The organism is Amycolatopsis sp. N2S4-7 (assembly GCF_058119595.1).
This window is the reverse complement of the sequence record NZ_CP172299.1, coordinates 1,252,361-1,264,809: the sequence shown is the minus strand read 5'-3', so window position 1 is coordinate 1,264,809 and position 12,449 is coordinate 1,252,361. Positions and strand designations below refer to the sequence as shown.

The following is a 12,449-nucleotide window of genomic DNA, read 5'->3' as shown; positions in this document are numbered from 1 at the left end:
CAGCCGGGTCGGTCACCCGGCCCGGTACTGTCACCGGGTGACTGCGCTGCGCGCACGAAACGGTCACTCCTAGCAAGAAATCGGCGTGTACTGCGAAGATACGGGCAATCTTATCGTGTCCGGCGCGTCCGCCGCGCCACCGCGGGTGTGTCGGCGCGCTCATCTCGCGGCTCAGGCGGTGCCCGGGCGGTGCCGCCGCACGGTCTCCTCGACGAGGTCGAGCACCGGGCCCAGGCCGGCGCCGGGCAGGCCCATGGCCAGGTGCGAGACCAGCCCTTCGAGGACGAGCTCGAGGAAGGCCGTGAGGACGTCGACGTCGACGTCGTCGCGGAGGTTCCCGGCCTCCCGCTGGCGCAGCAGGCGCAGGCGCGTGGCGGTGGTCAGCTGTTCGGACCGCTCGGCCCAGCGGGCGCGGAACTCGGGATCGGTGCGCAGCCGCCGGGACACCTCCAGACGGGTGCCGAGCCAGTCGGCGGGGTGGTCGCCGCCGGCCAGCAGGTCCCGCATCACCTGGACGAGCCCCTGCTCGGCGACGACGTCGGCCATCCGGATGGCGTCGTCCTCGGCGAGGGCGAGGAAGAGCGACTCCTTGTCGCGGAAGTGGTGGAAGATGGCTCCGCGCGACAGCCCGGTGGCTTCCTCGAGGCGCCGCACTGTGGCACCTTCGTAGCCGTAGCGCGCGAAGCAGACGCGCGAGCCGTCGAGGATCTGGCGCCGGCGTGCGTCGAGGTGATCCTGGCTTACGCGTGGCATCCTGAAATCCTGGCACCACGGATGGCGATCTCGCAATCCGTACGTACGTACTGTGACCCGGAGTGCGGGGAACCGCCCGGCCGTCCCCATCGTCTGAACGTTGCGGCGATTCGCTGACACGAAGTGAGACGGTTGGCTAGTCTTTGCCACATCACGGTGGGTGAACTGAGGGGAAGGTGCGGGTCGTGATCATCGGCGAAGCCGGGCAGGCGGCACAGGCGCTGTGGGGCGACGTCTTCGACACCCCGGGCCGCGTCTACGGCGGGGGCAAGGGCGGCCAGTTCAAGATGGACCCGGAAGAGCTGGCCGTGGTGATCGGCCAGTGGGAGGACGTCCTCGACAAGATCTCCGAGGACGGGGACCGGATCCGGCACCTCGTCGTGGAGAGCGGGGCGGCCCCGGGCAAGGACCCGGTCAGCGGGAGCTTCGCCTCGGCCAGTTCCGACTCGATCGTCGCGCTGCTCAACCAGAACGAGTCCATGCGCAAGTACGCGCAGGACTACATCAAGAAGCTCAAGGAAGCGCAGTCGAAGACCGTGGTCACCGACCAGGACCTGTCCGACACCTTCAAGGCATAGGCGAGCCGAACTTTGTTCCGAAGCAAACTGGGTGTCCTGGCGGTCCTCGTGACCGTTTCCGCGGGGCTCGCGGCGGCGTGCACCACGACAACCGGGGGCACGGCCTCGCCGTCGACGGCCTCGCCGTCGGCGACGGACGCGCCGTCGGCGGATCCCGACGTGCCGAAGGTCGCCGTTCCCCTGGATCCGGCCAAGTACGTCGGCGACACCTGCGCGATCGTCCCGAAGGACGTCCTCACCCCGCTGCGCTACACCGAGCCGGGGGTGTACCAGGCGACGGGCGACACGGCGTTCACCAAGGCCGGCCCGTCGTGCTCGTGGAAGCTGCGCGGTGAAGGCATCGGCCTGTCGGTGACGCTCGGGACGGGCAACCGCGACCGGGGCGCGGGTGGCCTGGCCGGGCTCTACGCGGGCTACCGCAACAAGACCTACATCCGGTTCCTCGAGCGGGCCCCGGACATCGAAGGGTATCCGGCGGTCTACTACGGCATCCAGGACGAGCGCCCGGCGGGTTCCTGCGGTCTCGGCCTCGGCATCGCCGACAACCTCGCGATCGACGTGTACGCCCAGGGTTACCAGGGGCAGGACGACTCCTGCGGGGCGGCCACCCAGGTGGCGTCCGGCATCATCAAGACACTCAAGGGGGCCTGACGAGTGGACGGCAAGCAGATCTTCGACAACTTCAGACAGGGCGACACCCGGGGGCTGCAGCAGACCGCGGAGACGGTGAAGCAGCTGTCCGACGCCTACATGGAGCGCGGCGCGAGCATCAAGGCGCTCCAGGCGCGCATGGTGGAGTCGTGGAGCGGGGACGCCGCGGACGCCGCGAACGCGGGCGCGGGACCGATGGAGCGGGCCTTCCACGACAGCTCGGCACCGCTCGACGCGACGACGGATTCCGTCAGGACCCAGGCCGCCGTCTTCGACGACTCGAGCAACACCGTCGTCGAGGTGCCGCCGAAGCCCGACAAGCCGAACCCCTGGACCACCGGTCTCAAGGCCGCCATCCCGATCGCCGGGCCCTTCATGGCGAAGGACGACATCGACTCCTACCAGGAGGGGATGGCGCGCTACAACGCGGCGAACGAGACCAACGTCCGGGTCATGGACCAGTACAGCAGCGCCACCGACAGCACCCGGTCGGCGCTCCCCACCGACTACGGCGTCCTCGAGTCCGACGGTGCGTCGATCTCGGTCACCACGCCCGCGGGCCCGCCGCCGATCGGGCCGCACAGAATCGACGAGCACGAGCTGGAGCCGCATCCGCCCGGCGACCACACCACGACCACCAGCGTCGACACCACGCATACCGGCGGAACCGACAAGCCGGGGCAGACCGACCCGACCCGGCCGACCGACCCGACCCGCCCGACCGACCCGACCCGCCCGACGGACATCACCCGGCCGACGGACACCGGCCGCCCGACCGACACGGGCCGCCCGATCGACATCACCCGGCCGACGGACATCACCCGGCCCACCGACACCGACACGACCCGGCCGACCAGCACGACCCGGCCGACGACGCGGCTGCCGACCGGCGAGACGGACCGGCCGGGCAAGACGCCGCCCGGCACCGGCGGGATCGACTTCTACCCGACCGGCACCGGCGGGGGCGGCGGCCAGAACTACTCGAACACCTTCGGCAGCGACCCCGGCTCCGGCACCGGCGGCCGGGGGCCGAACAGCGGAAACGCGGGCAGCAGGCTGCTCGACTCGAACGGCCGTCCGATCGGCGGCGGCAGTGGCACCGGCGGCGGGAGCGGCGGCGCGGCGGGGGAGCGCGGGCTCGGCGGCGGGCGCGGTTCCGGCATGGGCGGCCTCGGCAACGCGGCCGCCGCGGAAGCCGCCGCCGCGCGGTCGGCGGCCGGCCGGTCCGGGCAGGCGGGGCCGATGGGCCCCGGCGGCCGCCGGGGCGAGGGTGAGGAAGATGATGAGCACCAGCGCCCGGACTACCTGATCGAAGCGGACCCGGACGCGATCTTCGGTACCGACCAGCGGACCAGTCCGCCGGTCATCGGCGAGTAGGCGGGTGGACGTGGCAACAGGCCGGGTGGACGTTCCGGTCGAGGCGCTGGCCGCACTGGCCGAGCGCGAGCAGGTCGGTCAGTTGCACATCACGCTGCGCCCGGAGCCGCTGTGGCTCTCGGACGTCGAGCGCGCCGAAGCCGGCAAGCGGATCGACGCCGCGCTGGCGGAGGCCGGGCTGGTCGACGCGCGCGGCCGGGCCGGCGTCGACTTCCTCGACTGGCTCCCGCTGCTGGTCAAGCCGGCGCGGGAGTGCTACGGCTGGGTCGGGGCCGAGGGACGGACCTACGGCGTGCTCGCCGCGGCGAAGGGCCTGCAGGCGGTCCTCGCGGTCTCCGACGGGACGCACGTCGGCGTGCAGGAGATCGACCGCAACCGGCTGGCCGAATCCCTCGTCGAGCAGCTGCCGCCGGTCGGTCCGGGCGGCGGCCGCCCGCGCACCGTCCGGGTGGCGGACCTGGCCGAGGCGGCCCGCCGGGGCCAGGACGCCCGCTCGCTGGACCCGGCGATCGCCGACGTCGTCAGCTTGGTGCAGCGGCCGGTGTCGGGCAGCGGGGAACTCTACGTCGGCCGCCGTGACGACGTCGGGCGCCACACCTGCCTGCAGCAGCCGCTGCACTACGCCGACACGGACTGGGGCCGCTACCTCAGCTACACGTCCGGCACGGGCGACGACGAGGTCATCCACATCGGCCCGGCGGGCCCGCGGGAGCTGGCCGACACGCTGACCGAGCTGGCGGGCACCCTCTCCTAGGGCCTGTCCTCAAAGCCGGATGAGCAGCGTGGCCAGGTCGATCAGGCCCCGGTAGGAGATGAGCCGGCAGCGTTCGACGATGTTGCGGCGCCGGTAGGCGGTGCGGTCGAAGACGGGTGGGCGTCCACCGCCCGGCCACGGCGCAACCGGTTGGCCTGCTGATCCCGGCGTTCGGGAATCGTCGCCGGGATGAGCCGTCGGTGCAGGGAGAGCGGATGGCGCGACTGGAGTAGCCCCTTGTCCGCCAGCACCCGGCTCAGCCGGGTCGGCGGACGGCCGGGACCTGGCCGGCGGAACTCGATAGCCGACCATGACCTGGACAAACGGTGCAGTCGTTGACGTTGCCGCCAGTCAGCACGACCGACAATGGCCGTCCGTGACCGTCGCAGGCGAGAGGGATCTTGGTGGTGGGTCCTCCCCGGCGCCGGCCGATGGCGTGATCGTCTGGCTCGCTGTGTCCGCCGAGCGCGTGTGCTTCCCCATCCCGCTGATCACCCGCCGGTCACCCACCCACCAGCTTTGAGGACACGCCCTAGGTAAAAACCGCGCGCGGGGGACTCGCGGCCCGGCTAATGTGACAGCGCTGTTGTATTCCGGTGGAAGGACGCGCTGATGCTGTACCCCGCGATCGAGCCGTACGAGCACGGCATGCTCGACGTCGGCGACGGGCACGAGATCTACTGGGAGACCTGCGGGAACCCGGACGGCAAACCGGCGCTCGTCGTGCACGGCGGGCCCGGTTCCGGCTGCTCGGCGAACGTGCGGCGGTTCTTCGACCCGCAGCGGTACCGGATCGTGCTGGCCGACCAGCGCGGCTGCGGCCGCAGCACCCCGCACGCCGGCGCCCCGGTCGCCGACCTGTCCGCCAACACGACCGACCACCTCGTCGCGGACTTCGAGCTGCTGCGCACCCGGCTCGGCATCGAGAAGTGGCTGCTGTTCGGCGGTTCCTGGGGTTCGGTGCTCAGCCTGACCTACGCCCTGCGGCACCCCGGCCGGGTCAGCGAGATGGTCCTGATGGGCCTCGCGACCGACCGGTTCATCGAGATCGAGATGCTCATCCGCGGCCTGGGCGCGTACTTCCCGGAGGGCTTCGCCAAGTTCCGCGACGGCGTGCCGGAGAGCGAGCGCGACGGCGACCTCTCCGCCGCCTACCACCGGCTGCTGATGGACCCGGACCCCGCGGTGCACCACCCGGCGGCGGCCGGCTGGTGCGCCTGGGAGGACGCGATGCTCCCGGGCGTGCCCCCGCACGACGTCTTCGAGGACCCGGCCTACCGCCTCTGCTTCGCGCGGCTGGTGACGCACTACTTCAGCAACCGCGCGTTCCTCGAGGACGGCGAGATCCTGCGGGAGGCGGGCAAGCTCGCCGGGATCCCGGCCGTGCTGGCGCAGGGGGTGCTGGACACGAACAACCTCGTGGGCACGCCCTGGCTGCTGCACCACGCCTGGCCGGGCAGCGAACTGGTCATGCTCGACGACGTCGGGCACACGGTGTCGGCCGCGACGATGCAGGACGTGCTGATCGGGGCGACCGACCGGTTCGCGGCCTGAGGGTTGCCGCGCGGCGCCTCCCCCGCCGAGGCGCCGCGCGGACCCGGCTCAGGGGATGAGCAGCCCCGGCTCACCCTCCGGCGTGCGGGACGCTTCGGCACGCTGGGCCCGGTTCGCCTCGGCCAGCTTCAGCCCGGTGATGCGCAGCGGCAGCCGGTCCATGTTCCACGCCGTCAGCAGGAGCGCGACCTTCGCCTGCATCTCGGTGCGCAGCCGCAGGAACGAGTCGGCCGGGTCCGCGCCGACCTCGCCCAGGAGCAGCCACCACGCCCACGCCGCCGCGCCCGCGTTGGCGACGAAGTCCGGCACGACCGCGACCCCGCGGGCCGACAGCGCGGCTTCCGCTTCCGGTGTCGTCGCCGCGTTGGCCGCTTCGACGACCACCTTGGCCTTGACCAGGTTCTCGTTGTCCGGCCGCAGCGCGTAGGAGATGGCGGCCGGGACGAAGATGTCGGCGTCGGTCGCGACGACGGCTTCGCGCGGCAGCGAGCGGACCCCGGCGGGCAGCCGTGACCGGTCCACCTCGCCGAAGCGGTCGCGCAGCTCGAGCAGCGCCGGGACGTCGAGGCCGTCCGGGGCGTACAGCGTTCCCGCCGCGTCGGCGACCGCGACCACCTTCATGCCCGCCTCGTGCAGGTACCAGGCCGCGCCGCCGCCCATGGTGCCGATGCCCTGGATCGCCACGGTCGTCTCGCGCACGTCCCAGTCCCACGCCGCCGCGACGCCGAGGCACGCCTGCGCCACGCCGTAGCCGCCGACGACGTCGCCGAGCAGCAGCCCGCCGGGCACGGGGGCGTTGAGGCCGGCCTGCACCCGGCGCAGCGTGCGCGCCGGATCGGCCGAACGGCGGATCGCCGCGTGGTACGACTGCTCCAGGCCGAGCTCGGCGAACACCTCGTCGATCAGGTGCTGCGGCACGCCGAGGTCCTCGGCGGTGACCCAGTGCGCGTCCAGCCAGGGCCGCAGGAAGGAGCAGAACCGCTTCAGGACGCCGAACGCGCGCGGGTCCTTCGGGTCGAAGTCGATGCCGCCCTTGGCGCCGCCGACCGGGAGGTTGAACGTCGCGGTCTTGTCGGCCATGCCCCGGGCGAGGTCCTCCACCTCCCTCATCGTGCAGCCCGCCCGCATCCGGGTGCCGCCGGTGGCGACGCCGGAGACCAGGCTGTGCACGACCAGGTAGCCGTGCGCGCCGGTGCTGGGATCGGTCCACGTGAGCCGCATCAGGGGCTCGGCGTTGCGCGGGGTCATCAGGCCACTCACCTCCAGGGAAGTCCGGGGCGGCCTCGTGACCGCCGGCACCGAGCGTGCGCCCGCGGTGGCGTCCGCGTCCATTTAACGAACCTGCACGATCTCGTTTAGGTTTGGTGTATGGAGCTTTCGTTGCACCGCTTGCGGATGCTGCGCGAGCTGCACCGCCGGGGCACCGTGACCGCGGCGGCCGCCGCGCTGCACTACACCGCTTCGGCGGTTTCGCAGCAGCTCGCGCAGCTGGAGCGCGACGTCGGCGCGAAGCTGTTCGAGCGGCTCGGCCGCCGGGTCCAGCTGACCGAGCTGGGCACCCTGCTCACCGAGCACGCCGAAGAGATCCTCGGCTCGGTGGAGCGCGCGACGCTCGCCCTGGAGGAGGCCCAGGAGGCCCGCACGGTCCGGCTGACCGCCGGGGTGTGGGCGTCGGTGGCCTCCGGCCTGCTCCCGACGGCGCTGACCGCGCTCGCCGGCGAGCACCCCGGCATCGAGGTGCGCACCCGCGAACTGGCGCCCGAAGACACGGCCGAAGCGGTCCGGGACGGCACCCTCGACCTCTCGTTCGTGATCGAGTACTCCGACGCGCCGACGACGTGGGACGCCGGGCTGGAACGCGCCGTCGTGGCCGTGGAACGGCTGCACGCGGCGGTGCCCCGCGGTGCGGTGCCGTCGGGAACGGCGTCCCTGGACGACCTCGCCGAGCACCCCTGGATCCTGGCCAGCCCGAAGTCGCACTTCGGCCGGGCGATGCGCACGGCCTGCCGTCGGCACGGCTTCGCCCCGAAGATCAACCACGAGGTCGAGGAGCAGTCGACGGCGATGGCCATGGTGGGCGCCGGGCTCGGCATCACCCTCGTGTCGGACCTCGGCCTGCGGTTGCTGCGGCCACCCGGGATCGACGTCGTCACCCTCACCACGCCGCTGCTCCGGACGGTTTCGATCGCCTACCGGCGCGCCGCGTTCCGGCGCCCGGCGTTGCACCTGGTGATCGAGGCCGTGCGGGCGTCCGCGGCCGAGCTGGGCCTGGGCACGGAGTCCGCTTTGCCCTGATCCGGGACTTCTTACGGAGTGGTGATCCGGTCCCGTTGGGCAAGATCCGGCCTGATTTTGTCGTACCCCGCGTGTAGCGTCCGAAGTCAAGAAGTTCCACCACACGGAACAGGAACGGACATGCAAGCGGTGCACGATTTCCCCGAGAAGTCGGGTAGTGCGTCGAACCGTACCGCGCGGGTCCTGGCGGACCGCGCGGCCGGGGAGGCGTACGTCGCATCGGTGTGTTTCAAGCACGGACCACCCCGCCTGACCGGCGTGGAGCTGGAGTTCACCGTGCACCACGCCGACGACCCGGCCAGACCCCTCGATCCCGACGTCCTCGCCACGGCGCTGGGTCCGCACACCCCGCGGACGCTCCGCCCCGACAGCCCCGCCTCGCCGCTCCCGGCCGGCTCACCCGTGAGCCTCGAACCCGGGTGCCAGGTCGAGATCTCGGCTCTTCCCCAGGCCTCCCTGCGCGACCTCGACGCAGCCGTGACGGCCGACCTCCACCACCTGCGTGACCGCCTCGCCCGGCACGGCCTCGAGCTGGGCGAATCCGGTATCGACGCGCACCGCGCGCCGCGCCGGGTCCTGCACACGCCGCGCTACGCGGCGATGGAGCGCCGGTTCGCGCCGATCGGTCCCGGCGGCATCACGATGATGTGCAGCACCGCGGGCCTGCAGGTCTGCGTCGACACCGGGGAGCCGGGGCAGTACGCGGCCCGGTGGGCGGCCGCGCACGCGATGGGCCCGCCGTTGCTGGCCCTGTTCGCCAATTCCCGCGTCCACGCCGGACGGGACACGGGACACGCCTCCGCCCGCTGGCTCGCGGTGCACGACACGGAGGCGGTCCGCACGCGCACGTCCGGCGTCGCGGACGACGACCCCGCCGGAGCGTGGGCCGGGCGCCTGATGGACACCCCGCTGATGGTGCTGCGCCGCGGCGACCGGCCGTGGGACGCGCCGGAGGGGCTGACCTTCGCCGACTGGATCGACGGCAGAGGAGCGGCGGCCCTGCTGCCGAGGCCCACGGTGGCGGATCTCGACTACCACCTCACCACGATGTTCACCCCGGTCCGCCCGCAGGGGTACCTGGAGATCCGGTACCTCGACGCGCAACCGCCGGACGAGTGGCTGGCGCCGGTGGCGCTGGTCACCGCGCTGCTCGCCCGGCCGTCCACTGTGGACAAGGTGCGCGACCTGTGCGCACCGGTCGCGCACCGGTGGACCACGGCGGCGCGGCGCGGCCTCGCCGACCCGGAGCTGGCGGCCGCCGCGGCCGCGCTGGCCGACCTCGGCTGCGCCGAGCTGGGCGTGACGGGGCTGGCGGACGAGTCGATCACCGAGATCAGCGAGAGCGTGCAGGGGCGCGCGTACCGATCGAGGAGCGAAGCATGACCACGACAGAGGCCGACGAGCTGGGGAAGCTGAGCGCGCAGGACCTGCGCGCCCGGGCGGCCGAAGCACTGACCAGGGCGCGTGCCCGCAGTGTCGCGCTGACCGACGCGGTCGACGACGAAGACCTGGTCCGGCAGCACTCCAAGCTGATGTCGCCGCTGGTCTGGGACCTGGCGCACATCGGCGTCCAGGAGGAGCTGTGGCTGGTCCGCGACGTCGGCGGCCGGGAGCCGCTGCGGCCGGACATCGACGACATCTACGACGCCTTCCAGCACGCCCGCGCCGACCGGCCGGAGCTGCCGCTGCTCGGCCCGGCCGAGGCGCGCGCGTACGTCAAGCAGGTGCGCGAGAAGGCGTTCGACGTGCTGGAGCACGCGCCGATGACGGGGCGGCGGCTGACCGAGCAGGCGTTCGCGTTCGGCATGATCACCCAGCACGAGCAGCAGCACGACGAAACCATGCTGGCCACCCACCAGCTGCGCCGGGGCGACCCGGTGCTGCACGCGCCGGAACCGCCGCCCGCCCGGTCGGGCGAGCTGCCGGCCGAGGTCCTGGTGCCCGGCGGGGCGTTCACGATGGGCACGTCGGCGGAGCCGTGGGCGCTGGACAACGAGCGACCGGCGCACGAGATCGCCGTCGACGCGTTCTGGATGGACACCGTGCCGGTGACGTGCGGGGCCTACACCGAGTTCCTCGACGCCGGCGGCTACGACGACGAGCGCTGGTGGAGCCCGGCCGGCTGGGCCTACCTGCGCGAGCACGGCATCCGCGCCCCGCGGTTCTGGAAACGGGAGCAGGACGGCTGGTGGCGGACCCGGTTCGGCGTCTACGAGCGCCTTCCCGCCGCCGAGCCGGTCGTGCACGTCTCCTACTACGAGGCCGAGGCGTACGCGGCCTGGGCCGGGCGGCGGCTCCCGACCGAGGCGGAGTGGGAGAAGGCGGCGCGGTTCGACCCGGCGAGCGGGCGGTCGCGCCGGTTCCCGTGGGGTGACGAGGAGCCGTCCGCCGAGCACGCCAACCTCGGCCAGCGGCACCTGCGCCCGGCGCCGGCGGGGGCGTACCCGGCCGGCGCGTCGCCGACCGGCGTGCACCAGCTGATCGGCGACGTCTGGGAGTGGACGAGCACCGACTTCCACGGCTACCCGGGGTTCTCGGCCTTCCCGTACCGGGAGTACTCGGAGGTGTTCTTCGGCCCGGAGTACAAGGTCCTGCGCGGCGGTTCGTTCGGCACGGACGCGGCGGCGATCCGGGGCACGTTCCGCAACTGGGACTACCCGATCCGGCGGCAGATCTTCGCCGGGTTCCGCTGCGCCCGTGACGCGGCACCCGGCGAGGTGGGCTAGGCGCATGTGCCGCCACATCGGCTACCTCGGCGAGCCCGCTTCGCCCGCCGAGGTGCTCTTCCGCGCGCCGCACTCCCTGCTGGTGCAGTCCTACGCGCCGGCGGACATGCGGGGCGGCGGCTCGGTGAACGCCGACGGGTTCGGGCTGGGGTGGTACCCCGGCCCGGGCTCCGCGCCGCTCCGGCACCGCCGGTCCACTCCACTGTGGACGGACGAGACGCTGCCGCCGCTGGCCGCGGCGGTGACCTCGGGCGCGTTCGTCGCCGCGGTCCGCAACGGCACCACCGGCATGCCGGTGACCGAAGCGGCCGCGGCGCCGTTCACCGCGGGGCGCTGGCTGTTCAGCCACAACGGCGTCGTCCGCGGCTGGCCCGGCTCGCTGGCGGAACTCGCCAAGGAGCTGCCGGTCACCGAGCTGCTGACCCTGGAGGCACCGACCGACTCGGCGGTGCTCTGGGCGATGCTGCGGGCCCGGCTGGCCACGGGGGAGGACCCCCTGGCGGCGGTGGCGGGCCTGACCGCCGCCGTCGAGGCGGCCGCGCCCGGTTCCCGGCTCAACTTCCTGCTCACCGACGGCGAAACGCTGATCGGCACGGCCTGGACGCACGCGCTGTCGCTGCTGGAGACCCCGGCTGGCGTCCTGCTGGCGTCCGAACCCTGTGACGGCGACCCGCGCTGGCGACCCGTTCCCGACCACCACGCCGTGCGCGCCACCGCGGCCGGCGTCGACCTGCTTCCCCTGACCCAGGAGCACCCATGACCGAAGTCGATCTCGACCACCACCGCTCCGGCGACGCCGTCACCGCGGAACTGCGCGCGGACGTCGTCGCCGGGCTGACCGCCGCCCAGAAGTGGCTGCCGCCCAAGTGGTTCTACGACGCCGAGGGCAGCGAACTGTTCGAGAAGATCACCCAGCTGCCGGAGTACTACCCGACCCGCAGCGAACGCGAAGTGCTGGCCGCGCACGCCGGCGACGTCGCGGAGCTGACTGGCGGGCACACGCTCGTCGAACTCGGTTCGGGATCGAGCGAGAAGACCCGGCTGCTGCTCGACGCCCTCACCGGCCACGGGACGCTGGAGGCGTTCGTCCCGCTGGACGTGTCCGAGTCCGCGCTGGCCGACGCCGCCGAGGCCATTTCGAAGGACTACCCGGGCCTGACCGTCCGCGGGGTCGTCGGGGACTTCACGCAGCACCTGGCTCTCCTGCCCGGCGGCCAGCCGCGGGTGGTGGCGTTCCTCGGCGGCACGATCGGCAACTTCCTGCCCGCCGAGCGCGCGACCTTCCTCCGCTCGGTGCGCGAAGTGCTCGACGAGGGGGAGTGGCTGCTGCTCGGCACCGACCTCGTGAAGGACCCGGGCATCCTCGAACGCGCCTACGACGACGCCGCCGGTGTCACGGCCGAATTCGACAAGAACGTGCTGCGGGTGGTCAACGCCCGCCTCGGCGCGAACTTCGACCCCGACGAGTTCGACCACGTCTCCCACTGGGACACCGAGAACGAGTGGATCGAGATGCGCCTGCGGGCCCGCCGCGACCTGACCGTCGAGATCCCCGGCGCGGACCTCACGGTGAGCTTCGCCGCGGGCGAGCACATCCGGACGGAGATCTCCGCCAAGTTCCGCCCGAGCGGCGTCGAGGCCGAGCTGGCCGCGGCCGGGTTCGCCCTCGAGCGCTGGTGGACCGACTCGCAACAGCGGTTCGGGGTGAGCCTGGCAAGATCTGTGCGTGGCTAATCCTCTCCGGGCGCTGGCCCGGGCCCT

Annotated in this window: 12 protein-coding genes; 10 read left to right on the top strand and 2 right to left on the bottom strand. The window is 72.8% G+C overall.

Going from position 1 to position 12,449, the window contains the following annotated elements; all coding sequences use genetic code 11:
* Window positions 1–171: 171 nt before the first annotated feature.
* Entirely contained in the window at window positions 172–753 is a 582-nt protein-coding gene (locus tag ACH54P_RS05855; protein WP_489911291.1) for a TetR/AcrR family transcriptional regulator, read from the bottom strand.
* Window positions 754–938: 185 nt separating this feature from the next.
* Between ACH54P_RS05855 and ACH54P_RS05850 the strand changes: the two genes are divergently transcribed.
* From ACH54P_RS05850 to pip, 5 genes are all read left to right on the top strand, one after another.
* The gene (locus tag ACH54P_RS05850; protein ID WP_489911290.1) at window positions 939–1,331 is read left to right on the top strand and encodes a hypothetical protein; all 393 of its coding nucleotides are present in this window, start codon (window positions 939–941) and stop codon (window positions 1,329–1,331) included.
* A gap of 48 nt (window positions 1,332–1,379) precedes the next feature.
* Window positions 1,380–1,982: a DUF3558 domain-containing protein gene (locus ACH54P_RS05845; protein ID WP_489911289.1), complete on the top strand. Its 603-nt coding sequence runs from the start codon at window positions 1,380–1,382 to the stop codon at window positions 1,980–1,982.
* 3 nt (window positions 1,983–1,985) lie between these two features.
* Window positions 1,986–3,359, top strand: coding sequence for a hypothetical protein (locus tag ACH54P_RS05840; RefSeq protein WP_489911288.1), 1,374 nt, complete (start codon window positions 1,986–1,988; stop codon window positions 3,357–3,359).
* 25 nt (window positions 3,360–3,384) lie between these two features.
* Entirely contained in the window at window positions 3,385–4,113 is a 729-nt protein-coding gene (locus ACH54P_RS05835) for an ESX secretion-associated protein EspG (RefSeq protein ID WP_489917139.1), read from the top strand.
* Window positions 4,114–4,725: 612 nt separating this feature from the next.
* On the top strand, window positions 4,726–5,667 hold the full coding sequence (pip, locus tag ACH54P_RS05830; RefSeq protein ID WP_489911287.1) for a prolyl aminopeptidase: 942 nt from the start codon (window positions 4,726–4,728) through the stop codon (window positions 5,665–5,667).
* 48 nt (window positions 5,668–5,715) lie between these two features.
* On the opposite strand, the gene ACH54P_RS05825 is transcribed toward pip, so the two are convergent.
* Window positions 5,716–6,915: a Glu/Leu/Phe/Val dehydrogenase dimerization domain-containing protein gene (locus ACH54P_RS05825; RefSeq protein ID WP_489911286.1), complete on the bottom strand. Its 1,200-nt coding sequence runs from the start codon at window positions 6,913–6,915 to the stop codon at window positions 5,716–5,718.
* A 120-nt stretch (window positions 6,916–7,035) separates the two neighbouring features.
* Between ACH54P_RS05825 and ACH54P_RS05820 the strand changes: the two genes are divergently transcribed.
* The 5 genes from ACH54P_RS05820 to egtD all read left to right on the top strand — a co-directional run bounded on the left by ACH54P_RS05820 (window position 7,036) and on the right by egtD (window position 12,422).
* The gene (locus ACH54P_RS05820) at window positions 7,036–7,962 is read left to right on the top strand and encodes a LysR family transcriptional regulator (protein ID WP_489911285.1); all 927 of its coding nucleotides are present in this window, start codon (window positions 7,036–7,038) and stop codon (window positions 7,960–7,962) included.
* 120 nt (window positions 7,963–8,082) lie between these two features.
* Window positions 8,083–9,345, top strand: coding sequence for a glutamate-cysteine ligase family protein (locus ACH54P_RS05815; RefSeq protein WP_489911284.1), 1,263 nt, complete (start codon window positions 8,083–8,085; stop codon window positions 9,343–9,345).
* Window positions 9,342–10,688, top strand: coding sequence for an ergothioneine biosynthesis protein EgtB (gene egtB, locus ACH54P_RS05810; protein ID WP_489911283.1), 1,347 nt, complete (start codon window positions 9,342–9,344; stop codon window positions 10,686–10,688). The genes ACH54P_RS05815 and egtB overlap by 4 nt, the downstream gene beginning before the upstream one ends.
* Window positions 10,689–10,692: 4 nt before the next feature.
* A complete protein-coding gene (egtC, locus tag ACH54P_RS05805; protein WP_489911282.1) occupies window positions 10,693–11,448 on the top strand; it encodes an ergothioneine biosynthesis protein EgtC in 756 nt (251 codons plus the stop codon).
* On the top strand, window positions 11,445–12,422 hold the full coding sequence (egtD, locus tag ACH54P_RS05800) for an L-histidine N(alpha)-methyltransferase (RefSeq protein ID WP_489911281.1): 978 nt from the start codon (window positions 11,445–11,447) through the stop codon (window positions 12,420–12,422). The genes egtC and egtD overlap by 4 nt, the downstream gene beginning before the upstream one ends.
* The last annotated feature ends 27 nt before the right edge of the window (window positions 12,423–12,449 follow it).